This window comes from Micromonospora coerulea (assembly GCF_016598485.1).
In the GTDB taxonomy this organism is placed as follows: Bacteria; Actinomycetota; Actinomycetes; order Mycobacteriales; family Micromonosporaceae; genus Micromonospora; species Micromonospora coerulea.
Window position 1 is genome coordinate 1 of the sequence record NZ_JAEMUW010000047.1, and the last position, 24,490, is coordinate 24,490.

Genomic DNA, 24,490 nt, shown 5'->3' on the forward strand with positions numbered 1-24,490 from the left:
GGCACGGGACAAGGACTATCTAAGGACCGGCACCACGGACGGAGGCGTGATCGATCTCGGGAAACGGCGAAGCCCAGGTCGTTGACCTGGGCTTCTGTACCGAGCCGCCTGACGGAATCGAACCGTCGACCTACGCATTACGAGATCAAAATGGGCGACCCGACAGCCTGTGCGAATGGGCTTCTAGCAGCGGAAACGGCTCTCGACATCTCTCAACACTCCCCTGCCATCCGTGGGCCTCTTGCGGACCAGACGCGGACCGCCAATCGGTCGGGGTGCTGGCGTCAGCCGATGGAATGCTTACGTAGTCGCCCGGGAGGCCGGTGGGGCGGAAGGGCTGGCGGGCTTACTCCGCGCGGAGACCGCCGACGGCGTGCCGTTCATGCAGCTGCCCATGAACAACCTCTCGCCTTCTTTCAGGAAGGCGACTTTTTCGTCGTAGTTCCCGACGACAGGCGCGTCGTTCCCGTGGGGTCCATTGTAGAGTTCGTAGGCGGATTCGCACTTATCCGGGTCGCCAGCGTCTCCCTGGCTCTTGTACACGGCATGTGCTTCGGCTCCACGCTGAGCCATCTTGTGCAGGTACTCGATCTGCTCCTCATGCGACGCACTGCTGGTGCAGGCGGTGAGAAGTGCCGCGAGGGACAGGGACAGGGTGGCTGCTGCGTAGCGCTTCTCCATGGACGCGGAGTGTATCAACCACCTTTGATGTCCGACGGGCGGACTGCTCGGGGGGTTTGGGCGCGGAGCGTCAGTTTGGAAGAGCGCGATCGACTGGTCGTGAGGCCCGAAACGCCTGCGGCGGACGGCCGGCGCGGCTGCGCCTCGTGCCCTCTCGTGACCGCTGCGCACCCCGGTTACTGGCCCGTGGCGGCCTTCGGTTCAGAAGAAGATCTCGGGTGGCTGGCCGATGTACTCTGCCGCTGCTCAGGTGGTCTCGCCGCTGTCGGGTCGCGTCGGCTCTAGCCGGCTTGACTGTACGAATGGCTGTACCGCCAATCCGTCGAGATGGTGGGAGTCTGCCTGTGGTCCCGGACGAAAAACCGCGGCCGGCGTCGGCGCAATCGTCGCTCGGCGCCAACCTGTTGATGGTGTGGCTGCTGCTGCCTGCCTTGATCGCTACAAGCCTCACGGCCGCCGGCTGTGATATCGGCCAGCGAGAGACCTTGTCGAAGCTCGTGAGGTGCTCGTCAAGTGTCAGCATTGAGGGGTATCGGCAGGTTGACTCGTATGCTGAGCGAGCAAGCTGGAACGTTGCCTACGTAGGTCCCGCCGCCAGCGACCCGCTGATGCTGCTGCCGGGAGATGTAGTCGATCTTGCGCCGATGGACGCGGTGCCCGCCGGCCCCTTTGTGATCGTCGGCAGGGGTGAGGTCGTCGGCGCGAAGGGCAGCTGCACCTTCTTCCTTGAGCGGTGGAATACGCCCGCTTCCCCTACGGTGATCGACGTGGACCGAGCAACGTCGGTAAAGATCCTGAACGGGACCGAGAGCCTCCTACTTCTGTCCTTCATTGCTTCCGGTGACGAGCAGTGACTGTGCGCGCTGAAGGCGCTTCTTTCAGGATCTCCTCGTCGGGCAGTCGTAGACCGTCCAGCCTCTCTGGACGTGGACAAGGTGGAGCGCCCCTACGTCCGAACGACCTTGGCCCCGTCCAGGGAGGCTGGTAGCCCTTGTGGTGCCCGGCGAGGTGATCCGCGGCGGCATCTCTGAGGAGGGCCGGGTTCGGGGCGGAGCCTCGAGGTCTTCGTGGTCCTGGTCGTCCGTCAGTGTGGCCGGCCGGCCCAGCCGATGCCGGCCGGAGGTCGCCAGCAGGCCGGGGCCGGGCCGGCGCGGCCCGCTTGCGGGCCGCCTTGATCTGGAAGAGCGCAATTCAGCACCGCGTGGCCCCTCGCCTCTCTGTCGATCCCTTCCGTCCCGCCCGCGTGGTTCTGCCTGGATTCTCTGTCCTGGATTCTCGCCGGTGAGAACTTTCCCTACGTCTTCAAGGCGGGCCGCAAGCGGCCCGCTGCGCGCCGCTCGGGGCACGCCGCGCCTTGCCGCTTCGCTACCGGCGCGGCGACCCCGGCTGCGCGCGACCACCAGCAGGCATGACGAAGCCCGGTACCGCCGAGGTACAGCGATCACCGGGCTTCCAGTCAGCACGTCAAGGACTACGGCGGCGAGCCGCCCGGCCACTCCGGCCGACCAAGCGACGACCACGCCGCGCCGGGCCGACTCGACCGGGCGGGGCCGGCGGCCTGCCGCTCCCGCCGGTCGGGCCCGCGCCGGTCCGTGGCCGCAGAGGCGATGCCTCCGGCGGGTAGGGCCTCCGGCCCTACGACCCGGGGATGGCCTCCGGCGGTCGGGGCTACTCGCCCCGAACCCTCGGCGACTCTGGGATGCCCCGGCCGCGACCGGGTACCCGTCGCACACCGGAGGCCACCAGACCGCGCCGACCTGGTCCAGGTCGTTCGTCCAGCGGGGCGCTCCACCTGGACCAGGTCGGCGCGGCCCGGCAGGGCGGAGCCTGCGCGACGGGATGCCCCACCGGCCCTCCTCCGGACCACTCGCACACAACACCACCCCATGATCATTAGGTACACGAGGGGTACAGAGGCCGCCCGGAAGCACTGGATAAAGATGGAAGTTGATATACGGCGTACGACCTGCTCAGCGGCTTGATCGACACCACTCCCCCAGGTCAGCCGCCACGCGCAGTTAGTTCGCCATGTACTTCGACTGCTGAGCGGTCGTCGGAACACTCGCTCCACCAGCACCGGCCGGGCCGGCTCCGCGTTCGCGGGGCCGGCCCGGCCGCTTCGTACGCCGGGGCGCTCAGCGCGCGAGCAGGGCGTCCAGCTTGTCGAAGGAGCTGGCCCAGCCCTCGCGGGCGCCGCCGGTCAGCTCCGGCCGGTGCGGCCCCTGGCGCAGCACCAGGCGGGTCCTGCCCCCCTCGTCGTGGAACTCCAGCCGGAGCGCCATGGCGATCTCGCCGGCACCGAAGTCGACCCGCTGGGTCCCGACCAGCAGCTCGTTCTCCACCAGCTCGGTGAAGGTGGCGTCGACCGCCGAGGCCATGCTCGGATCGGCGTCGTTGACCATGGTGAAGCGCTGGTGGCCGCCGACCCGGGCCTCGACGCTGACGGTTTCCCGCGGCACCGACCAGCCGGCCGGGCCGAACCAGGCGGCCAGCTGGTCCGGGTCGGTGAACGCCCGGTAGACCAGCTCTCGCGGGGCGTCGAAGACGCGGGTGATGACGAGATCCTGGGTTTCTGTCGTGTCGGTCATGGTGTCGCCCTCTCTCATTTCTCGTTCTGCTCCGTCTGGGTCCGCATCCGCTTCAGGTGCGCGTCGAGCCGGTCGAAGTTCGTGTCCCAGAACTGCCGGTACCGCTCCATCCAGGCCGTCGCCTCACGCAACGGCTCCGGGTTGAGGCTGCTGGAGCGCCACTGGGCGCTGCGGGACCGCGTGATCAGCCCGGCCTGCTCGAGCACCTTCAGGTGCCGCGAGATCGCCGGGAGGCTGATCGCGAACGGCTCGGCGAGTTCCGTGACGGTGGCGTCCCCCTCGACCAGCCGGGCGAGGATGGCCCGGCGGGTGGGGTCGGCCAGCGCCGCGAAGATGACGCTGAGTCGATCGTCTGCCACTTGCGTAACCACCTCGTTAATTAACGGATGCGTTAAACATAGAGCTCACGGGTCCGGCCGTCAAGCACCGCTGGCTGGATCAGGCCCGGCGGGCGCGCCGGACCGCCCAGCCGACCAGCGCCAGCAGCAGAACGGTCATCGCGAGCGCGCCGGGGGCCTTGGTGAAGCGGGCCAGGTTGGTGCCGTCCGGCAGGGCGAGAAAGGAGACCACCGCGCAGGGCAGCGCGAACCAGACCGTGCGCGCCACCGGGACCGTGGCCACGGCCAGCGCGGCGAGGGGCCAGGTGGCGTACCAGGGGTAAAAGACGGGGGCGAGCAGGACGGTGGCGGCCAGCGCCAGGCCCGCCCCGAGCAGGATCACCCGGTGGCGCGCGGCGGCCGGCCGCGCCGCCGGCTGCCGTACCTCGTTCAGCCGGCGCAGCGCCGACCAGGCCCACCACCAGAGCGCGGCCAGCAGCACCGCCAGCACCAGCAACGCGACCAGCCGGACGAGCGGCACCGCGTGCGGCTCCCGGCCGACCAGCGCGCCGGCGTAGTCGACGACGAAACCCACGGCGGTCGGCGGCGAGGTCCACTGCTCGGAGTCGCCGCTGCGGGCCAGGCCGCCCACCCAGCCGAAGCCGAGCCCGGTGACCAGGGACGTGACCAGCACCGCGGCCACCACTCCCCCGCCCAGCCGACCGGCGTCACGCAGCAGCGCACGCCACGGGTAGCGGCCCCGCACCGCGCCGAGCGCCGCGAACGGGAGCACCACCACCGCGACCGCCTTCACCGTCACCGCCAGCCCGAGCAGCAGCCCCGCCACCACCAGCGCCCAGGGCCCGCCGGGCCGGCGGACCAGCACCAGCAGGCCGCACAGGAGCAGGCCGAGCAGCAGCGCGTCGTTGTGCGCCCCGCCGACCAGGTGCCCGGCGACCAGCGGGCAGGCCAGCGCCAGCCAGGCGGCCCGCCGGGTCGGCACGCCGGCGGCCCGGGCCAGGCCGGGCAGGCAGAGCGCGGCCAGCAGCACCCCGGCCACCGCGAGCAACCGCAGCAGTACGACCGCCCCGACCAGGCCACCCCCGACCGTCACCGCCAGCCCGGCGAGCAGCACGAAGAAGGGCCCGTACGGCGCCGGGGTGTCCCGCCAGATCGGCGCCACCGCGTCCGTCCACGGGCAGCCGGCCGCCGCCACCCCCACCCGGTACGGATCGACGCCGTGCGCCCACGACCAGCCCTGACAGGCGTACGAGTAGACGTCCCGGCTGCCCACCGGGGGTGCGGCCAGCAGCGGCAGCAGCCAGAGCCCGGCGGTCAGGTACGCCCACCGGGTCGACGGCGCGCCCCGCCGCAGCGCCCACCAGGCGCCGACGAGCAGCACCGTGCCGGCCAGCCAGCAGCCGAGGAGCACGGGCCCGTGCGGTCCCCGCCAGATGCCGGCCGGGGTGGTGGCGGGCGCGTCGGGCAGCGCCCCGCCCAGCCAGCCGGCGACGGTCAGCAGGACCGCCCCGACCAGTCCGGCGTAGCGCGCGAGCCGGGCTCTCGCCGGCCGGTCGACCGCGTCGGGCGCTTCGCCGGGACCGGCCACCGGCACCTCTCCTCAGTCGGCGGGGGCCGGCTGGCGGGCCGCCCGAGCCGACCGTACCAACCGCACGGCCACCACGATCACCAACAGCGTCATCAGCGGTGCCCCGGGCATCTTGGTGAACCGGGCCAGGCCGGTGCCGTCCGCCAGCACCAGGAACGACGACACCAGGGCGATCAGGCTGAACCAGCCGGTACGCCGGGCGGTGGCCGCGAGCACGGCCAGCGGCCAGGTCCAGTACCAGGGATGGAAGAGCGGGGCGAGCGCCACGGTGGCGGCCAGCGCCAGGCCGGCGTGCCAGAGCGGCTCCCGGTGCCGGGCCCGCCACCAGAGCCAGACCAGCAGCACCGCCAGCACCAGCACGCCGATCGCCCGGGTCGCCGGCAGCGCGTCGATGTGCGCGCCGAAGAGCGCGGCCAGGTAGTCGATGGTCTGGCCGACCGCGGTGGGCGGCGACGTCCAGGCGATCACGAGGTTGCCCTGCTCCAGCCCGGTGACCCAGCCGAAGTCCAGACCGGCGGCGAACGTGACACCGACCACGGCGGCCACCGCCGCACCGACCACCACGCCGCCGTCGCGCAGCAGCGCGCGGAACCGGTACGGCCCGGCGATCGCGGCCAGCGCGGCGAACGGCACCACGACCAACGCGGTCACCTTGAGCCCGGCGGCCAGCCCGAGCAGCAGGCCACCGGCGAGCAACGGTCCGGGGCGGCCCGGACGGGACGCCACCACCGCGAGTCCCGCGGTCAGCAGACCCACCATCAGCGCGTCGTTGTGCGCGCCGCCGATCACGTGCACGGCGACCAGCGGGCAGGCCAGCGCCAGCCAGAGCGCCCGCTCCGCGGGCACCCCGCACCGGCGGGCCAGCGTGGGCAGGGCCCACGCGGTCAGCGCCACGCCGGCCAGGGCCAGCAGCCGGAACAGCACGATGCTGCCGACCAGCGAGCCGGTCGCCGAGACGACCGCCCCGGCGACCACCACGAAGAGCGGCCCGTACGGCGCGGCGGTGTCCCGCCAGATGTAGGAGATGGTGTCCAGCCACGGACAGGGCAGCGCGGACACGCCCTGCTCGTACGGGTTGATCCCGCCGGACCAGCTCGCCCCCTGGCAGGCGTACGCGTAGACGTCGCGGCTGCCCAGCGGCGGCGCGATCAGCAGCGGCAGCAGCCAGAGCGCGACCGTGACCAGCACCCAGCGGGTCGACGGCAGCCGGTCGCGCAGCGACCACCAGGCCCAGGCCATCAGGCCGGTGCCGACCAGCCAGAGCGCGATGATCAGCGGCCCGTTCCGGCCCTGCCAGATGCTGACCGGGGTGGGTCGCAGGTCTCCGTGGGGCAGCGCGCCGCCGAGGAAGGCGGCTACGGCGAGCAGCACCGAACCGGCCAGGCCGAGCCAGCGCGAGAGGTGGTGAGGCACGCGGGACATGCTGCCAGTACGGTGGTCGCGGTCAGGAGGTGGGCATGCGGGGCAGTCGGGTGGTGGCGGTTTCCGCCGCGTCCGCGCTCGCCCTGGGCGTGCTCTACCTGGCCCTGCCGTCGATGGGTTCGGATCTCTCCGCCCAGGTGGCCCGCGCCGGCTTCTTCACCGCCCACGGGACGGCCGCGGTGGACCTGCGCTGGTACGGCGGCGTCCACCCGTGGGGGTACAGCCTGGTCTCGCCGCCGCTGATGGCCCTGCTCGGGGTACGCCTCACCGGAGCGCTCGCGCTGCTCGCCGCGGCGACCGCGTTCGCCGCCCTGCTGGTGCGCGCCGGGGCGTCCCGGCCGCTGCTCGGCAGCCTGATCGGGATGCTCACCATCGCCGGCAACCTGGTCTCAGGCCGGGTGACGTACGCCCTCGGGGTGGCCTTCGGGCTGGCCGCGCTGCTCGCGCTTACCCTGCCGGCGTCGGCCCCGCCGGGGCGCCGCGGGCTGCGGCCCGCGTTGGTCGTCGCCGGCGCCCTGCTGGCCTCGGCGACCAGCCCGGTGGCCGGGCTCTTCGTCGGCCTGGCCGGCGTCGCGCTGCTGCTCACCCGCCGGTACGCCGACGGCCTGCTGCTCGGGATCGCCGCCGCACTCCCGCTGGGGGTGACCGGGCTGCTCTTCGGCGAGGGCGGCTGGATGAACATCAGCCGCGCCGACACGCTGCACGCGGTGCTGACCAGCCTGCTGGTGGCGGCCCTGGTGGCCAGCCGGCCGGTGCGGGTGGGCGCGTTGCTGTCGGCGGCCGGGGTGCTGGCCGCGGCGCTGGTGCACACCCCGGTCGGGTTGAACGCGACCCGGCTGGTGGTGATGTTCGCGCTGCCGGTGCTGGCCGCTTACGCCCGGCTGCCCCGACGGGTCCGCGGCCGGCTCCCCGCCGGCCGGCCGGCGGACGGCGAGCCGGTCGACGGCGAGCCGGTCGACGAGGGGCGGCGGGCGGGCGCCGGCGCACCGAGGCGGCGGGTGGCCGGGGGGCTCGCCCTGGCGGGGCTGCTCGGCGTGGTCTGCTGGTGGCAGCCGCCGGTGGTGGCGGCCGACCTGCGCGGCATCGGCGACCCGACCAGCGACCGGGCCTTCTTCGACCCGCTCCGGGCGGAGCTGGTCCGGCGGGGGCTGGCCGGCCGGGTGGAGGTGCCGCCGACCCGGAACTACTGGGAGGCCGCGCACCTCGGCGAGACACCGCTGGCCCGGGGCTGGCTGCGGCAGGCCGACATCGCCCGCAACCCGCTCTTCTTCACCAGCGTGCCCGGCGCCACCGGCACCGGCGTGCCGCTGACCCCCGCGTCCTACCGCGCCTGGCTGGCCGACAACGCCGTGCAGTACGTCGCCGTGCCGGACACCGAGCTGTCCTGGGTGGGACGGGGCGAGGCAGAGCTGGTCGCCGCCGGGCTGCCCTACCTCACCGAGATCTGGTCGGACCCGCACTGGCGGCTCTACGCCGTCGCCGAGCCGACGCCGCTGGTGGGCGCACCCGGGGAGCTGGTGCGCCAGGACGGCGCCTCGGTGACCTTCCGCGCTTCGGCGGCGGGCACCGTGCCGGTCCGGGTGCGACACGACCGCTGGCTGACCGTGTCCGGCGGCGCGACGACCGCCGCCGACGGTCAGTGGACGGCGGTCACCGTGCCGCGCGCCGGCACCTACACCCTGGGCAGCTGAGCCCACCCGCCCCGGCCGCAGCCCCACCGGTCTGACCCGCCCCGGCCGCCCCGACCCGACCGCCCCGGCCCGGCCCTGCTCACCCGCCTGCTCGCCCGCCTCCTCCCCCGCCCCGCTCGCGCGGCCCGGCCCCGCTGGCCTGGCCCGGCTGGCCCGGCCCGGCTGACCCGGCTGGCTCGGCCCGGCTGACCCGGCTGGCTCGGCCCGGCTGACCCGGCTGGCTCGGCTGGCTCGGCCCGGCTGGCTGGCTGGCTGGCTGGCTGCACGCCTACAACAAGCACCGTCGCCACATCGCACTCGGCGGCCTACCACTCGGCAGCCGCATCCCCAACCGCTCCGGGCAGAACGCCTGGGCCGGCTGGCCCCGCCCTGGCCAGATGTCTCCATTAAGCGCTATGGAGCTGATGTCGTAGACGAATCACCGAAGCGGACGGGGACGTCGGGTGAATGCGCGGGCACGGACTGGAGGCGAGGCGCCCGCGCGGTCACCCGCTGGGTTACCGGGCCAGGCTGCGCCGGGCGAATCGTTTACGACATCAGCTCCATAGGGACCGAGCACCATGTCGCCGGTCGGGCGAATCTTCGCCGAGCACCTGGGCCTCAGCCGGGACGAACCGCCTCGATGCCCGACCCGGCACGCCAGAAGCAGCAGGAGAGCGAGCCGACGACGACCAGCCAAGGCGGCCCCACCCAGGTCGCGCCCCAGGCCAGGCCAGGCCAAGCCGGGCCAGGCCAAGCCGGGCCAGGCCAAGCCGGGCCAGGCCAAGCCGGGCCAGGCCAAGCCGGGCCAAGCCAAGCCGGGCTAGGCAAGGCCAGGCCAGGCCAGGCCAGGCCAGGCGGGCCACGCCAAGCCAGGCCGGGCCAGGCCGGAACGCGCCGGGCCGGGGCGGGGCCGGGCGCAGCCGGGCCGGGCGGGGCCAGGCGCAGCCAGGCCGGGCGGGGCGAGTGCAGCCAGGCCGGGCCGGATGGTCAGGCGGGAGCTTCGAGCACGCGTTCCATCGCCGCCCGGGAGCGGCGGCCCGTGCGCAGGTACTCGTCGAGGAACTCGCCCGGGTCGTCCCGGCCGAGCAGCCGGACCACGCCGGCCAGCTCCACCCCGTGCCGGGGCAGTTGGTCACCGGCCCGGCCGCGGACCAGCATGAGCGCGTTGCGGACCTGGGCGGCGAGCGTCCAACCGGCGGCCATCTCCGCGGCGTCGACGGGGTCGAGCAGGCCGGCGTCCCGGGCGGCGGCAAGGGCGTCGAGGGTACGCGTGCCGCGCAGCGCCGGCAGCCGGCCGGCGTGCCGGAGCTGGAGCAACTGCACCGCCCACTCGACGTCGGCCAGGCCACCCCGGCCCAGCTTGGTGTGGGTGGCCGGGTCAGCGCCCCGGGGCAGCCGCTCGGTCTCCACCCGGGCCTTGATCCGGCGGATCTCCACCACCTGCTCGCGGGTCAGCCCGTCGGCCGGGTAGCGGACCGGGTCGACCATCGCCACCAACTCGGCGCCCAGGTCGGCGTCGCCGCAGACGAACCGGGCGCGCAGCAGCGCCTGCGCCTCCCACACCTTCGACCAGCGGGCGTAGTACTGCGCGTACGCGGCGAGGCTGCGGACCAACGGGCCCTGCCGGCCCTCCGGGCGCAGGTCGGCGTCCACCCCCAGCGGTGGATCGGGGGCGGGCATGCCGAGCAGCCGGCGCAGCTCCTCGGCGATCGCCTGCGCGGCGGCGCTGGCCGACGCGTCGTTGGCGCCGGCCGGCGGGTCGTAGACGAAGAGCACATCGGCGTCGGAGAGGTAGTTGGACTCGTACCCGCCGAGCCGGCCCATGCCGATCACCGCGAACCGCAACCCGGGCGGTCCCGGCTGGGCGGCCCGGGCGGTTCGCAGCGCCGCGGCCAGCGTGGCGTCGGTGACGTCGGACAGGGCGGTGCCCACCGCGCCGACGCCGGCGAGGATGGGCGTGCGCTCGGCGCGGACGCCCGCATCAATGGGACGCGGCGTGAGCGGGGCCAGCGCGCCCGCCCGACTGAGCACGTCGGCGCAGGCCAGCCGGACCAGCTCGCGACGGCGCAACGCGCGGACCGCCCGGGTGGCCTGCTCCGGGTCGGCGTGCCGGGCGGCGGCGGCGGCGAAGCCCTCGCAGAGCACCTCCCGCGGACGCGGGGTCAGCTCGCTGTCCTCGGCCAGCAGCCGCAGCGCCTCCGGCTCCCGGGCCAACAGGTCGGCGGCGTACCGGGAGGAGGAGAGCACCCGGGCCAGCCGGAGGGCCACCGGCCCCTCGTCGCGCAGCAGCCGCAGGTACCAGGGGGTGCTGCCGAGCTTGTCGGAGACCTGCCGGTAGTTGAGCAGCCCCCGGTCCGGTTCCGGCGCGTCGGCGAACTCGCTGAGCAGCACCGGCAGCAGGGTGCGCTGGATCGCCGCGGTGCGGCTCACCCCGCCGGTGAGGGCCTGGAGGTGACGCAGCGCCCCCGCCGGGTCGGCGAAGCCGAGGATCTCCAGCCGGTGCCGGGCCGCCGCCGGGGTCAGCCGCAGCCCGTCCGCCGGCACCCGGGCCACCGATTCCAGCAGCGGCCGGTAGAGCAGCTTGGCGTGCAGCCGCCGTACCTCGGTGGCGTGGGTGACCCACTCGGCCCGGAACTCCTCGACGGCGCTGCGGCCCGGCGTGGCGGCGTAGCCCAGCGCGGCGGCCAGCCAGCGCAGCGCGGCCGGCTCCGTCGGCACGGTGTGGGTACGGCGCAGGCCCTGGAGCTGGAGCCGGTGCTCGACGCCGCGCAGGAACCGGTAGCCGCGCAGCAGCGCCTCCCCGTCGGCCCGGCCGACGTAGCCGCCGGCGACCAGGGCCCGCAGCGCCGGGATGGTGCCCGGCACCCGCAGCGACTCGTCACCCCGGCCGTGCACGAGCTGGAGGAGCTGGACGGCGAACTCGATGTCGCGCAGCCCGCCCGAGCCGCGTTTGATCTCCCGCTCCAGCTCCTTGGGCGGGATGTTGTCGATGATCTTGCGGCGCATCGACCGGACGTCCTCGACCGCCTCCGGCCGCTCGGCGGCCGACCAGACCAGCGGGGCGAGCTGGTCGATCCACTCCCTGGCCAGGTCCAGGTCACCGGCCGCCGGCCGGGCCTTGAGCAGTGCCTGGAACTCCCAGGTGCGGGCCCAGCGCCGGTAGTAGGCCAGGTGACTGGCGAGGGTACGCACCAGCGGCCCCCGGTTGCCCTCCGGGCGCAGCGCCGCGTCCACCGGCCAGGCGACCAGCCCGCAGATGTGGATCAGCCGGGTGGCGACCAGGGTCGCGGCGGTCAGGTCGTCGTCGGCGGCGGCGACGAAGATGACGTCCACGTCGGAGACGTAGTTCAGCTCGTCCCCGCCGCACTTGCCCATCGCCACCACGGCCAGCCGTGGGCGCGGCGTCCCCTCCGGCAGCTCGTCGACGGCGATCTCGTAGGCGGCCGCGAGGGTGGCGTCGGCCAGCGCGGAGAGCGCCGCCATGGTCTGCTCCAGGCCGCGGCCGCCGGTCAGGTCGGCCGCCGCGATCCGCAGCAACGCCAGCCGGTACGCGTGCCGCAGCACCGCGACCGGCTGGGTCGACGGGGTGAACCGGGCGGCGGCGGCCTGGTCGAGCCGGCCCTCGGCGGTCGGGGCGAGCCCGTCCGGGGCGGTGGCCAGCACCACCCACTGGCCCGGGTTGGCCACCAGGTGGTCGCCGAGCGCCGAGGAGGCCCCGAGCACGGCGACCAGCCGCCGCCGCAGCCCCGGATCGTCGTGCAGCGCGTCGAGCAGGGTCGGCGTGTCGGTGGCCCGGCGCTCCGCCTCGACGAGTCGGTGCAGCTGGCGCAGCGCCAGGTCCGGGTCGGCGGCCCGGGAGAGGGCGGCCAGCAGTTCCACGGCCCGCTCGCCGGCGGGCTCCTGGGCGTCCGGCCGCCACAGACCGAGCCCGTCGGGGCCGAGCAGGTCGGCGGCCCGCGCCCCGCCGTCGCCCTCCGCGAAGCCGTACCGGGCGAGGCGGCCCCTGGTCGGTCGGGTCATCTCAGTGTCCGAGCAGCGGCAGGCTGCGACGGGTGGTGTCGTCGTCCAGTTCGCCCAGGGCGAGGGCGGCGAACCGGATGGCGAACGGCTGCCAGACCTCCTCCACGTCGGCCATCACCCGGTCGCACGCGGCCACCACCAGCTCCTCGTCGTAGCCCAACTCGGCCAGCAGGTCCGAGTCGCGGGCCCAGTCGGCGATCATCGCGGTGTCGCACTCGATGTGGAACTGGAGACCCCAGGCCCGGTCGCCGAGGCGGAACGCCTGGTGCGGGTAGCGGGTGGAGGCGGCCAGCAGGGTGGCGCCCCGGGGCAGCGCGGTGATCTCGTCGGAGTGCCACTGGAGCACGTCCGGGATCAGCGGCACGTACCGGAAGAGGAGATCAGCGTCGGCGGCGTCCCGCTTGCCGACCACGCCCGGGCCGACCTCCGGTCCGGACGGGCTCCGCTCGACCTCGCCGGCGTGCGCGGTGGCCAGCAGCTGGGCGCCGAGGCAGACGCCGAGGGTCGGCACGCGGTACCGCACCGCCTTGCGCAGCAGCCCCTCCAACGTCGGGAACCAGGGCGCGCCGGGGGTGCCGTCGGGCAGCGGGTACGCCTGCTGGTCGCCGCCGAGCACCACGAGCGCGGCGTACCCCGCCAGGTCGGCGGGGAGTTCCTCACCCGCGTGCGGGCGGAGCACCCGCAGCTGGAGGCCCCCCTCGGTCAGCCACTCTCCCAGTCGGCGGAGGTCGTCGGTCGGGTCGTTCTCGATCACCAGCGCGGTCGCCACGACGTCGAGGCTATCCGGTACGCCGCCGACCGCCGGGAACGGCTCGGCCGGGACCCGCACTAGGCTCCCGCTGTGCTCACCGACGACTGCCTGCGACCACCGGTCCTGCGCCCCGGCGACACGGTGATGCTGATCTCCCCGTCCGGCCCGACCCGGCCGGAGCGGGTGGCCCGGGGCATGGAGCTGCTCACCGGCTGGGGGCTGCGCCCGGTGCCGGCGCCGAACGCGTACGCCCGCCGGGGCTACCTGGCCGGCGACGACGCGCTGCGCGCCGCCGACCTGAACACCGCCTTCGCCGACCCGCAGGTACGCGGGGTCATCTGCACCCGGGGCGGCTACGGCGCGCAGCGGGTGGTGGACATGATCGACATGGCGGCGGTCCGGCGGGACCCGAAGGTGGTGGCCGGCTTCTCCGACATCACGGCCCTGCAGTTCGCGCTCTGGCGGGGTGCCCGGCTGGCCAGCGTGCACGGCCCCGGCGCGGCCTGGCTGGACGACCGGACGCCGCTGCGCTCGGCGCAGTCGCTGCACGCGGCGCTGATGACCACCGAGCCGGTGACCCTGGCCGCCGTCGCCGAGGAGGAGACCTTCGCCGTCCGGGTGCCGGGCCGGGCACAGGGTCCGCTGCTCGGCGGCAACCTCTGCCTGATCACCGCGTCGATCGGCACCCCGGACCTGCCGGACCTGACCGGCGCGGTGCTGCTGGTCGAGGAGGTGCAGGAGCCGCCGTACAAGATCGACCGGATGCTCACCCACCTGCGGCGGGCCGGAGTGCTGGACGGGCTGGCGGGGGTGGTGGTGGGCCAGTTCACCGAGTGCGCGGACGGCTGGGACACCACCGTCAACGATGTGCTCAGCGAGCGGCTGGGCGACCTCGGCGTTCCGGTCCTCGGCGGCCTGCCGATCGGTCACGGCGTCGGCCAGCTCACCGTCCCGGTCGGTACCCGGGCCGTGCTGGACGCCGACGCCGGCACCCTGACCGTGGCGCCAGCCGTCCGCTGAGCCTCCGGCCAGGAACTTGCTGAGCCTCCGGCCAGGAACTTTCAGCCTGGTGACAGGTTCGCCACGGCTTACCCCCAGCTCCGCCGGTCACTGTCGGTCACGTCATCGCACCACCACCGACCAACTGGAGGACTCATGTCCCGCACGATGTCGAAGAAGCACCTGCTGGCCGGCCTGGCCGCCGCCGGAGTGCTCGGCGTGGGGATCGCCGCCCCGACGGTGGCGTTCGCCGAGGACAGCGCCACCCCGTCCCCGAGCGCCAACAGCAGCACCGACCCGGGCACCGACCGGCAGCAGCAGCGGGCCGACCGGCAGGCCGCCTTCGCCGAGGCGCTCGCCAAGGAGCTCGGGGTGTCCACGGACAAGGTCACCGCGGCCCTGGAGAAGGTCCGCGAGCAGCAGCAGGCCGACCGGCCGGAGCGCCCCTCCACCGCGGACCGGCAGGCGATGCTGAAGGAGCGGCTGGACCAGGCGGTGAAGGACGGCAAGCTCACCCAGGAGCAGGCCGACGCGATCACCAAGGCCGCCGAGGCCGGGGTCTTCCCGGGCCCGGGCGGCCGCGGCCACCACGGCGGCCCGGAGGGTACGACCGGCAAGTGACCCGGTGGCCCCGTCGTCTCCTCATCGGCCGTTCACTCCCTTCCGGCCGGCACCTCCGGCGGAGCCACCCCTCCCGCCCGGTGCCGGGCCTCGCCACCCGGCGGGGCCCGGCACCGGGTTCCGCCCCGGCGCCGCCGACCGGCGCCCGGGTGGGTGCGCTTCTTGTCGCTGGGCAGCACGAAACGCACCCGCAGGGGTGCCCGCGCCGGGCACCGGGCACCCCTGCGCCGTACGGTCAGGCCGTAGCGGGCGGCGTGAAGACGCCGAAGTGGTTGCCGGACGGGTCGAGCAGCTGGGCGAAGGTGAGCCCGGCCGGCGTCGTCTTCACCGGTACGAGCACCTTGCCGCCGGCCGCCTCGGCCCGCCGGCAGGTCTCCGCCACGTCGGTGACCTCGGCGTAGAAGATCGCGTAGTTCGGCGACGCGCCGTTCGTGGCCCGGATCGCGCCCCCGATCCCCCGCTCCCCGCCGGCCGTCGTCTGCCGGTACGACGCACCCGGCCCGCCCTGCTCCTCGAAGGTCCAGCCGAACAGCTCGCGGTAGAACGTCTCGGCCACCTCCGGCCGGTCGGAGCCGATCTCGAACCAGGTGATGGGCGTCGTGGACATGGGTTGCCTCCTGTTTCCCCGTGCCGGCCGCTCGACCGGCGTCGTCAGGAAGCAGCCTCACCCCCGTCCGCGACACCGTCCTGTCGGTGTTTCCGACCGGCTTCGGCCGATGCCGGGATGCCCCCGCGCGCATTCGTCGTCGGGCAACGGCATGGCGAGCCCGGCCCGCCAGCTCAGACCAGGCTCAGCGGGCGGATGCGCTCGTGCGGGATGTCCAGGTCCGCCAGGCGCAGCTCGCGCCGGACCGGCTCGGGCCGCACCGCCACCGCGCGGATCCGGTCGGTGCGGAAGCAGCGCAGCTCGTCGCGGAGCCGGCACCAGGCCAGCAGGTACCAGTGCCGGGAGTTGCCGAGGTAGCCGAGCGGCTCGACGTCGCGGACGGAATCGGCGCCGGACCGGTCCGCGTACCGCAGGCGGAGCACCCGCCCTGCGGTGACCGCGTCGGCGACGACGGCCGGGACAGGCGTGGCGGGCACGTCGCCGATCAGGTGCACCCGGCCGGCCAGCCGGTGCGCCTCGGCCACGTCGGCGGCCGGCATCACCGCGACCAGCTTGCGCAGCGCGGCGCCGGCGGCCGACGCGAAGGGCGTGCCACCGAGCCGGTGCAGGGCCATGGCCAGCGCCACGGCCTCGCCGGCGGTCAGGTTGACCGGCGGCAGGGTGTGGGCGCGGTCGACCACGTACCCGCCGGTGCGGCCCGGCTCGGCCCAGATCGGCACACCGGACGCCTGCAGCGCACCGATGTCGCGCTCGATGGTGCGGGTGCTGACCTCGAAGCGCCGGGCGAGCCAGCGGGCGCTGCGCGGGCGCGGCGACACGGCCCGCAGCTCCTCGACAAGGGCGTAGAGACGGTCGGTCCGGTTCACCCCCGGAAGCTAAGCCCCCGGTACGACACTCCCCACTAGAGCGACAGGTAGCGCTGCCGCTCGTACGGGGTGACCTCGCGGCGGTACTGCTCCCACTCGGCCCGCTTGTTGCGCAGGAAGAAGTCGAAGACGTGCTCGCCGAGCACCTCGGCGATCAGCTCCGAGCCGGCCATCACGTCGATCGCCTCGGCCAGGTTCTCCGGCAGCGCCTCGTAGCCCATCGCGCGGCGCTCGGCGCTGCTCAGCGACCAGACGTCGTCCTCGGCGCCCGGAGGCAGCTCGTAGCCCTCCTCGATGCCCTTCAGGCCGGCGCCGAGCATGACCGCGAAGGCCAGGTACGGGTTGGTCGCCGAGTCCAGCGAGCGGACCTCCACCCGGGCCGAGTTCGGCTTGCCGTACGCCGGCACCCGGACCAGCGCCGACCGGTTCAGGTGACCCCAGCAGACGTACGCCGGGCTCTCGGTGATCCGGTCCGGCAGCGCCTGCGGGAAGAGCCGCTTGTACGAGTTGACCCACTGGTTGGTGACCGCCGTGTACTCCCGGGCGTGCATCAGCAGGCCGGCGATGAACGACTTCGCCACCTTGGAGAGCTTCATCGGGTCGCCGGCGTCGTGGAACGCGTTGCGCTCCCCCTCGAACAGCGACAGGTGGGTGTGCATGCCGCTGCCGGGCTGGTCGGTGAAGGGCTTCGGCATGAAGCTGGCCTGCACCCCGGTGGAGAGGGCCACCTCCTTGACCACGTGCCGGAAGGTCATGATGTTGTCGGCGGTGGTCAGCGCGTCGGCGTAGCGCAGGTCGATCTCCTGCTGGCCGGGGGCCACCTCGTGGTGGCTGAACTCCACCGAGATGCCGATCCGCTCCAGCGCCAGCACCGCCTGGCGGCGGAAGTCCCGGGCCACGGCGTGGGTGGTGTGCTCGAAGTAGCCGCCGGTGTCCACCGGGATCGGCACCGAGCCGTCCTGGGCGCCGTTCTCCAGCAGGAAGAACTCGATCTCGGGGTGGGTGTAGAAGGTGAAGCCCTTCTCGGCCGCCTTGGACAGCATCCGGCGCAGCACGTGCCGGGGATCGGCCCAGGAAGGGCCGCCGTCGGGCAGCAGGATGTCGCAGAACATCCGGGCGCTCTCGCCGCTGACCCCGCCCTCGAACGGGAAGACCTGGAAGGTGGTCGGGTCGGGCATGGCCACCATGTCGGACTCGAAGACCCGGGCGAAGCCCTCGATCGCCGAGCCGTCGAAGCCGATGCCCTCCTCGAAGGCGGCTTCCAGCTCCGCGGGGGCCACCGACACACTCTTCAGCGTGCCCAGCACGTCGGTGAACCACAGCCGGACGAACCGGATGTCCCGCTCTTCCAGCGTACGGAGGACGAACTCCTGCTGACGGTCCACTTCCACCCCTCGCGACACTGATCTCCGGTACCGGCGGGGCCGGTCCGGCCTGACCGCCCAGTCTCCACCGGCCTCGTTACGCAGACGTTACGCGACCCGCCGACGCACGTCCCGCCGTGTCCCGCCGCGCGGGCCCGGGTGGACGGCCGGCCCGGCCCGGCGGGGTGGCCGGCGTCTCCCACGTCCTGCCGTGAAGGGTCCGCCACGCTGGGGCAAGATGAGGACATGCCCACCCTGCGTCTCGCCCTGTGCCAGGTCAACCCGACCGTCGGTGACCTCGCCGGCAACGCCGACCTGGTCCGCAGCTGGACCCGCAAGGCCGCCGACGCCGGCGCCCAGCTCGCCCTCTTCCCGGAGCTGATGCTGACCGGCTACCCGGTCGAGGACCTGGTCTTCCGCCGCTCCTTCGTCGCCGCGTCCAGGGCCGGGCTCCAGCGGCTCGCCGCGGACCTGGCCGCCGACGGCCTCGGCGAACTGCCGGTCCTGGTCGGCTACCTGGACGCCGACGGCCCGCCGCAGATCAGCGCCGACGCCGAGCCAGGTCGGGGCGCCCGCAACGCGGCCGCGCTGCTGCACCGGGGGGCCGTGGTGGCCACCTACTTCAAGCACCACCTGCCCAACTACGGCGTCTTCGACGAGGACCGCTACTTCGTCTCCGGGGACACCCTGACCGTGGTGCGGATCGGCGGGGTGGACGTCGCCCTGACCATCTGCGAGGACCTGTGGCAGGCCGGCGGCCCGTTCGCCGTGGCCCGGCAGGCCGGCGTGGGGCTGGTGCTCAACATCAACGGCTCGCCGTACGAGCTGAACAAGGACGACGTCCGGCTGCCGCTGGTCCAACGCCGGGCCGCGGAGGCGGGCGCCAGCATCGCGTACGTCAACATGGTCGGCGGCCAGGACGAGCTGGTCTACGACGGCGACTCGATGATCGTCGGCGCGGACGGCACGCTGCTCGCCCGGGCGCCACAGTTCGTCGAGCACCTGCTGGTGCACGACGTCGAGCTGCCGCCGGCCAGGGAGCCGGTCGACCACGGTCAGCAGCTGGCCGACGACATGCGGATCGTCCGAGCCAAGGTCAGCGACATCCTGCCGCTGGCGCCCACCGGCGAACTCGCCCGCGGCGGGATCATCGAGCCGGTCGCCGACGAGGCCGAGGTGTGGCAGGCGCTGGTGCTGGGCCTGCGCGACTACGTCAACAAGAACCGCTTTCCCTCGGTCGTCCTCGGCCTCTCCGGCGGCATCGACTCCGCGGTGTCGGCGGCCATCGCGGTGGACGCGCTCGGCGCGGAGCGGGTGGTCGGGGTGTCGCTGCCCAGCCAGCACTCGTCCGAGCACTCCCGCGCCGACGCCGAGGAGCTGGCCAAGCGGACCGGGCTGGACTACCGGATCGAGCCGATCCAGCCCATGGTGGACGCGTACCTGGCCAACATGTCGCTGTCCGGGGTGACCGTGGAGAACCTCCAGGCCCGGGTCCGCGGCGTGATCCTGATGGCGCTGTCGAACCAGGAGGGCCATCTGGTCCTCACCACCGGCAACAAGAGCGAGCTGGCGGTCGGCTACTCCACCCTGTACGGCGACTCGGTGGGCGGCTACAACCCGGTCAAGGACGTCTGGAAGACGCTGATCTGGCGCCTGGCGAAGTGGCGCAACGCCGACGCGGCCCGCCGCGGCGAGACCGCCCCGATCCCGGAGAACTCGATCGGCAAGCCGCCGTCGGCCGAGCTGAGCCCCGGGCAGCTCGACAGCGACACGCTGCCGGCCTACGACGTCCTCGACCCGATCCTGATCGGCTACGTCGACGGCGATCTCGGCCGGGAGGGCCTGATCGAGTCGGGGCACGACCCGGCGATCGTGGACCGGGTGCTGCGGATGGTGGATACCGCCGAGTACAAGCGGCGGCAGTCCGCTCCGGGCACGAAGATCTCCATCAAGGCGTTCGGGCGGGACCGCCGGCTGCCCATCACCAACCGATGGCGCGAGCACGGCTGAGCCATCGTCTCCCCCGGCCCGCCGGCCGGGGAGTGAAATCCTCCACTCCGGCCTGCCGTGGGCGGGTCGTCCGGTGCGACGATCGCGACGGAACCCGGGGACCGCGGAGGCGGCCTCGAGGAAGGAGAGAGTCATGGTGGAATCCACCCCGACCGAGGTGACCGCCCTGTACGGCGGCCCGACCACCCGGCGGGTCCGGACCCGCGACCTGATCGCCGCCAAGGAGCGCGGCGAGCGGTGGGCGATGCTCACCTCGTACGACCAGTACACCGGCTCGATCTTCGACGCGGCGGGGATCCCGGTACTGCTGGTCGGCGACTCGGCGGCGAACAACGTCTTCGGCTACGAGACCACCCTGCCGGTGACCGCCGAGGAGCTGCTGCCCCTGGTCCGCGCCGTGGTACGGGCGACGAAGCACTCGCTGATCGTCGGCGACCTGCCGTTCGGCTCCTACGAGGAGGGGCCGACGCAGGCACTGCGCACGGCGGTGCGGTTCATGAAGGAGGGCGGCTGCCACGCCGTGAAGCTGGAGGGCGGGCGGCGCTGCGCGGAGCAGATCGCGGCGATCGTCGGCGCCGGCATCCCGGTGATGGCGCACATCGGCTTCACCCCGCAGAGCGAGCACACCCTTGGCGGGTACCGGGTGCAGGGCCGCGGCGACAGCGCCGACGAGGTGATCGCCGACGCGCGGGCGGTGGCCGAGGCGGGCGCGTTCGCGGTGGTGCTGGAGATGGTGCCCGGCGAGGTGGCCAAGCGGATCACCGCCGAGCTGCCGATCCCGACCGTGGGCATCGGCGCCGGCCCGGACACCGACGCCCAGGTGCTGGTCTGGCAGGACATGGCCGGCCTGCGTACCGGCCGGGCCCCGCGCTTCGTCAAGCGCTACGCGGACCTGGCGGGCGCGCTGACCGACGCGACCCGCCGCTTCGCCGAGGAGGTCCGCGGCGGCGAGTTCCCGGCCGCCGAGCACACCTTCTGAAGCACCGGGGGCGGTGCGGCCGCGGCCGCACCGCCCGCCGCTCGGCGCAGCGTCACCGGAACCGGCCGGTGGATCACACCACGCAGAACTCGTTCCCCTCCGGGCCGGCGAGCTGGACCGAGTAGTAGCTGTTCGCCGGATCGTCCATCCTCCCCAGCGCCCGCGCGCCGAGCGCCACCAGGCGGGTCGCCTCGGCGTCGACGCGGGACCGCCGCTCGGGCAGCGGCACCCCCCGGCCGCCGCCGACCTTGAGGAAGCGCGTGGCGACCCCGACCGCTGCGCGGCGCGGACCGAGCGGCCGTGTCCCCAGCGCCTCAGAGGTCGGTGACCCGGATGCCGGCGTGCGCCTTGTAGCGCTTGTTGATGGCGATCAGGTTGGCGGTGAACGCCTCGATCTGGTGGGCGTTGCGCAGCCGGCCGGCGTAGATGCCCCGCATGCCGGGGATCCGGGCGGCGAGCGCGGCCACCACGTCGACCAGCTCCCGTTCCTCGGTGCAGATCAGCACGTCGAGGTCGATCCGCTCGATCTCCGGGTCGGCCAGCAGCGGCGCGCTGACGTGGTTGAACGCCGCGCAGACCCGGGAGTCCGGCAGCAGCTTCGCGGCCTGCTGCACGGCGCTGCCCTCCTCGACCCGCAGGGCGTACGGCCCCTGCTTGTCGAAGCCGAGCGGGTTGACGCAGTCCACCACGATCTTGCCGGCCAGCGGCTCGGCCAGGCCGGCGACGGTGGCGGCGTGCCCGTCCCACGGCACGGCGATGACCACCACGTCGCTGCGGCGGGCGACCTCGTCGTTGTCGGCGCCGGCCACCTGCGTGCCGGCGGAAACGCCGGGCAGCGCGGCGATCTCGGCGGCCGACTGCGCCGCGCGCTCGGCGGAACGGGAACCGATCAGCACGGTCTGGCCGGCCCGGGCGAACCGGTAGGCGAGCCCCCGTCCCTGCTCGCCCGTGCCACCGATGATGCCGACGGTCAGCCCGGAGACGTCGGGCAGGGTGGTCGCGTCATAAGCCATACGGCCATCCTCGCAAACCGCCACGGCGCTGAGCAGCGCGCGGCGCTGTGACAATCCCCGCTGGCCCGCGCCGGCCCGCCCGGCGGCTGGTGGGCCCCGTGCAGCGGAGGGTGCGCCGCCGGTGGCTATTCTCCGCGGATGCTGATCACGGACCCGGAACTGGCCATCGCGGCGGCGCAGGCGGGGGCCGCCGTCGTGCGCGCCAATTACGGGGCGTCGCTGACGCGCGTCGACAAGTCGGCGGGCGACTTCGCCACCGCCGCCGACCTCGAAGCCGAGCGGGTCATCGTCGACCTGCTGCGCTCCGCCCGGCCGGACGACGCTGTGACCGGTGAGGAGAGCGGCAGCACCGGGCCCAGCGGCGCGGCGCGCAGGTGGCTGGTGGATCCCTTGTGCGGGACGAGGAACTATGCCACCCGCGGCCTGCTGGTCGCGGTGAACGTCGCCCTGCGGACGGGCTCGGGCAGCACGGTCGCGGCGTCGGCGGACCCGTTCACCGACGAGGTGTTCTGGACCGGTGGCACCGGCGCGTACGTACGCCGCGACGGCGTCGACGAGCCGCTCACGCCGTCCGCCGGGTCCGGGCTGGTGGACGTCAACCTCGATCCGCCCTTTCCCAACGCCCCTGGGTTCCGGGCGGTGCGGCTGCTCGCCGACCCCGGCTTCATCGGGCGGTTCCACCCGCGCGTGGTGTCCACCACGCTGGCGTTGGCCTGGGTGGCGGCTGGCCGGCGAGCCGCGTACGTCACCGATGGCCAGCTGCGGGACAGCGTCCACTTCGCCAGCGGGATCGCCCTGTGTGCGGCCGCGGGATGCACGGTGACCGACCTCGACGGGCAGCCCGTACACAGCGGACGGGGTGGCCTGGTGGTGGCGGCGGACCGGCAGACGCACGCCGCCCTGCTGGCGCTCATCGGCGGCCAGCTGCCAACCGTTCGGTAGCTCCGCCCGTCAGACCCCCGGCCCCCGCGTCCGTCAGGCGTGCTCGAAGAGGACCTTGCGCTGGGTCGGATCGGCGGTGACCAGGCGGACCCGGATCCGCTCGCCCAGCGGCAGCTCGCCGGTGCAGCGGGCGCGGACCGGCGGCTCGTCCAGGGCGACTGTGCCGCCCGGCGGCCGGCCCGGCTTCGCGTTGCCGTTCGATGGCGCGTCCACGTCCAGCACCGCCGCGGAGAAGGTCTCCCCCACCCGGTGCTCCAGCAGCACCGCCTCGGCCAGCTCGATCGCACCACGGGTGGCCGCCGAGGCGGTCCGGTCGGTGCTGGCCATCACCTCCGGCAGTTTCGACAGCGCGGTGCGCGCCCAGTCCGGCACCTCCCGGCCCTCGTGCAGGGCCAGGCAGACCTCGGTCGCGTACCGGTCGGCCAGCCGGCGCAGCGGCGCGGTGACGTGGGCGTACGCGGCGGCCACCCCGCCGTGCTCCGGCTGCGCCGGCAGCTCCCCGTCGAAGGCGGTGTACGCCGCCCCGCGCATCAGCTCGGCCGCCTGGTCGATGAAGGCGGCCGCCCGGGGCCGGGAGGCGTCCAGCGCGGCGAGCACCTCGCCGACGGAGCGACCGGCCGGCCAGTCCACGCCTAGCGGCGCGGCGGCGAGGCGGAGCCGGTCGACCGCCTCCGGCCTCGGCGGCGGCATCGTCCGCAGCAGCCCGACCCGGCCGGCGAGCATGATGTCGGCGGCGGCCATCCCGGTGAGCAGCGAGATCTGGGCGTTGTGGTCCTCCATCGGGCCCGGTCCGCGCAGCACCAGCCGCCAGCCGTCGCCGTCCGGCTCGACGTCCTGTTCGGGCAGCGGCAGGTTGACCGCGCCGCGGCGCAGCCCTCGGGCGGTGAGCAGCGTGCCGAGCGCGGGCAGCAGGGCGATCGGCTCGGGCAGCCGGCCCGCGTCGGCGTCCCGCTGGACACCGACGTAGTCGAGCTTGGCGCGGCTGCGCACCCGGGCGCGTTCCAGCGCGACGGCGACCGTCTCCCCGTCGGCGTCGAGGTCGATGGTCCAGAGCACCGCCGCCCGGTCGGCGTCGGGCAGCAGGCTGGCCGCCCCCTCGCTGAGGGCGTGCGGGTGCAGCGGCACGTTCCCGTCGGGCAGGTAGACGGTCTGGCCGCGACGCCAGGTCTCCTCCGCCAGCGGACCGGCGGGGCGTACGTGCGCGGCGACGTCGGCGATCGCGTACCGGACCCGGTAGCCGCCACCGGGGCGGCGGCTGAGGTGCATCGCCTGGTCGAGGTCGCGGGACGTCGCCGGGTCGACCGTGACGAACGGGATGTCCGTGCGATCGGCGGCGGTCGGCAGCGGCGCGGCGGCCGCCTCGTCGGCCTCGCGCTGCGCCGCGGCCGGGAATCCCTCGGGCAGTCCCAGCTCGCGGCGCAGCGCGCCGAAGTCGATGCGGGGCGCCAGTACGCGTCGGATCACCACGGGGTCAATCCTGACAGCGCGGCGCGTGATCCGCTCACCGGCTCGGCGTAGCCGGTCAGCGGTGGGCGGTGGACGTCAGCCGGCCGCCTTCCGAGCAGTCGTCGGCTTGATCGTCGACCGGCCCGCGACGACCTTCGCGCCGGCGGGCTTGCGGGCGGCGGTAAGCCGTTTGTGGGTGCCGGTCGAGGTGCTCGTCCTGGCTTCGAGGGGGCCCACGGACGACGCCGCAGAGGTCGCCTTCCTCGCCGCCGCCGTGCGCGTGGTGGTCGAGGAGGTTGCGGTCGCCTTCTTCGCCGGCGCCTTCGTCGCGGCCGCCTTGCGGGCGCCCCCGGTCGGGCGGGTCGTGGCGGCCTTCGTGGCGGCTGTCTTCGTCGCCGGCGTCGTCTTCGCCGCGGTCGGGCCCTGCTCCGCCGTGGTCTTCTTCCCCACGGGTCCGGCGGTCTTCTTCACCGCCACGGTGGCCTTCTTCCCGGTGGAGGTGACCTTCCGGGTCGCCGCTGTGGTCTTCGCGGGTGCCTTCTTAGCGGGTGCCTTCTTCGCGGGTGCCTTCTTCGCCGCGGC

Annotated in this window: 21 protein-coding genes; 8 read left to right on the forward strand and 13 right to left on the reverse strand. The window is 74.2% G+C overall.

What is annotated here, in order from left to right; genetic code table 11:
• Positions 1-300 precede the first annotated feature (300 nt).
• On the reverse strand, positions 301-681 hold the full coding sequence (locus I8N68_RS30805; RefSeq protein ID WP_200216594.1) for a hypothetical protein: 381 nt from the start codon (positions 679-681) through the stop codon (positions 301-303).
• A gap of 344 nt (positions 682-1,025) precedes the next feature.
• Between I8N68_RS30805 and I8N68_RS30810 the strand changes: the two genes are divergently transcribed.
• Complete coding sequence (locus I8N68_RS30810; RefSeq protein WP_200216597.1) at positions 1,026-1,535, forward strand: hypothetical protein; 510 nt, start codon at positions 1,026-1,028, stop codon at positions 1,533-1,535.
• A gap of 1,281 nt (positions 1,536-2,816) precedes the next feature.
• On the opposite strand, the gene I8N68_RS30815 is transcribed toward I8N68_RS30810, so the two are convergent.
• From I8N68_RS30815 to mptB (I8N68_RS30830), 4 genes are all read right to left on the reverse strand, one after another.
• Entirely contained in the window at positions 2,817-3,269 is a 453-nt protein-coding gene (locus tag I8N68_RS30815) for an SRPBCC family protein (RefSeq protein ID WP_200216600.1), read from the reverse strand.
• 14 nt (positions 3,270-3,283) lie between these two features.
• Positions 3,284-3,628: an ArsR/SmtB family transcription factor gene (locus tag I8N68_RS30820; protein ID WP_200216602.1), complete on the reverse strand. Its 345-nt coding sequence runs from the start codon at positions 3,626-3,628 to the stop codon at positions 3,284-3,286.
• Positions 3,629-3,707: 79 nt separating this feature from the next.
• Complete coding sequence (gene mptB / locus I8N68_RS30825; protein WP_200216603.1) at positions 3,708-5,195, reverse strand: polyprenol phosphomannose-dependent alpha 1,6 mannosyltransferase MptB; 1,488 nt, start codon at positions 5,193-5,195, stop codon at positions 3,708-3,710.
• A 12-nt stretch (positions 5,196-5,207) separates the two neighbouring features.
• On the reverse strand, positions 5,208-6,608 hold the full coding sequence (gene mptB / locus I8N68_RS30830) for a polyprenol phosphomannose-dependent alpha 1,6 mannosyltransferase MptB (RefSeq protein WP_200216604.1): 1,401 nt from the start codon (positions 6,606-6,608) through the stop codon (positions 5,208-5,210).
• A 44-nt stretch (positions 6,609-6,652) separates the two neighbouring features.
• Here mptB (I8N68_RS30830) and I8N68_RS30835 point away from each other — a divergent pair, with 44 nt between their 5' ends.
• Entirely contained in the window at positions 6,653-8,308 is a 1,656-nt protein-coding gene (locus I8N68_RS30835; protein WP_200216606.1) for a hypothetical protein, read from the forward strand.
• 969 nt (positions 8,309-9,277) lie between these two features.
• Here I8N68_RS30835 and I8N68_RS30840 read toward each other — a convergent pair.
• The gene (locus I8N68_RS30840) at positions 9,278-12,310 is read right to left on the reverse strand and encodes a bifunctional [glutamine synthetase] adenylyltransferase/[glutamine synthetase]-adenylyl-L-tyrosine phosphorylase (protein WP_200216608.1); all 3,033 of its coding nucleotides are present in this window, start codon (positions 12,308-12,310) and stop codon (positions 9,278-9,280) included.
• Between the two features lies 1 nt (position 12,311).
• Positions 12,312-13,079, reverse strand: a complete 768-nt coding sequence (locus tag I8N68_RS30845; protein ID WP_200216611.1) for a type 1 glutamine amidotransferase — start codon at positions 13,077-13,079, stop codon at positions 12,312-12,314.
• Between the two features lie 72 nt (positions 13,080-13,151).
• Here I8N68_RS30845 and I8N68_RS30850 point away from each other — a divergent pair, with 72 nt between their 5' ends.
• Together I8N68_RS30850 and I8N68_RS30855 are read left to right on the forward strand one after the other, a co-directional pair.
• Positions 13,152-14,081 (forward strand): S66 peptidase family protein, encoded by a 930-nt coding sequence (locus I8N68_RS30850; protein WP_200216613.1) that lies wholly within the window; start codon positions 13,152-13,154, stop codon positions 14,079-14,081.
• A 135-nt stretch (positions 14,082-14,216) separates the two neighbouring features.
• A complete protein-coding gene (locus I8N68_RS30855) occupies positions 14,217-14,681 on the forward strand; it encodes a hypothetical protein (RefSeq protein ID WP_200216616.1) in 465 nt (154 codons plus the stop codon).
• Between the two features lie 235 nt (positions 14,682-14,916).
• Here I8N68_RS30855 and I8N68_RS30860 read toward each other — a convergent pair whose 3' ends face one another.
• The 3 genes from I8N68_RS30860 to glnA form a co-directional block, all read right to left on the reverse strand.
• On the reverse strand, positions 14,917-15,288 hold the full coding sequence (locus I8N68_RS30860) for a VOC family protein (RefSeq protein WP_200216619.1): 372 nt from the start codon (positions 15,286-15,288) through the stop codon (positions 14,917-14,919).
• Between the two features lie 173 nt (positions 15,289-15,461).
• Entirely contained in the window at positions 15,462-16,154 is a 693-nt protein-coding gene (locus tag I8N68_RS34115; RefSeq protein WP_200216621.1) for a helix-turn-helix transcriptional regulator, read from the reverse strand.
• 35 nt (positions 16,155-16,189) lie between these two features.
• On the reverse strand, positions 16,190-17,539 hold the full coding sequence (glnA, locus tag I8N68_RS30870; protein WP_200216624.1) for a type I glutamate--ammonia ligase: 1,350 nt from the start codon (positions 17,537-17,539) through the stop codon (positions 16,190-16,192).
• Between the two features lie 225 nt (positions 17,540-17,764).
• On the opposite strand from glnA, the gene I8N68_RS30875 reads away from it, so the two are divergent.
• Positions 17,765-19,528, forward strand: a complete 1,764-nt coding sequence (locus I8N68_RS30875; RefSeq protein ID WP_200216626.1) for an NAD+ synthase — start codon at positions 17,765-17,767, stop codon at positions 19,526-19,528.
• Between the two features lie 133 nt (positions 19,529-19,661).
• On the forward strand, positions 19,662-20,507 hold the full coding sequence (gene panB / locus I8N68_RS30880; protein ID WP_200216629.1) for a 3-methyl-2-oxobutanoate hydroxymethyltransferase: 846 nt from the start codon (positions 19,662-19,664) through the stop codon (positions 20,505-20,507).
• A 73-nt stretch (positions 20,508-20,580) separates the two neighbouring features.
• Here the strand turns inward: panB and I8N68_RS33405 are convergent, their stop codons facing one another.
• Complete coding sequence (locus I8N68_RS33405; protein ID WP_307813045.1) at positions 20,581-20,736, reverse strand: VOC family protein; 156 nt, start codon at positions 20,734-20,736, stop codon at positions 20,581-20,583.
• 85 nt (positions 20,737-20,821) lie between these two features.
• Entirely contained in the window at positions 20,822-21,520 is a 699-nt protein-coding gene (gene npdG / locus I8N68_RS30890; RefSeq protein ID WP_200216632.1) for an NADPH-dependent F420 reductase, read from the reverse strand.
• Between the two features lie 138 nt (positions 21,521-21,658).
• Between npdG and I8N68_RS30895 the strand changes: the two genes are divergently transcribed.
• Entirely contained in the window at positions 21,659-22,462 is an 804-nt protein-coding gene (locus I8N68_RS30895) for an inositol monophosphatase family protein (RefSeq protein ID WP_200216635.1), read from the forward strand.
• Positions 22,463-22,495: 33 nt separating this feature from the next.
• Here the strand turns inward: I8N68_RS30895 and I8N68_RS30900 are convergent, their stop codons facing one another.
• The gene (locus I8N68_RS30900; RefSeq protein WP_200216637.1) at positions 22,496-23,929 is read right to left on the reverse strand and encodes an RNB domain-containing ribonuclease; all 1,434 of its coding nucleotides are present in this window, start codon (positions 23,927-23,929) and stop codon (positions 22,496-22,498) included.
• Between the two features lie 175 nt (positions 23,930-24,104).
• Between I8N68_RS30900 and I8N68_RS30905 the strand changes: the two genes are divergently transcribed.
• Positions 24,105-24,490 (forward strand): hypothetical protein (locus tag I8N68_RS30905; RefSeq protein WP_200216639.1); only part of this gene is annotated, 386 nt, incomplete at its 3' end.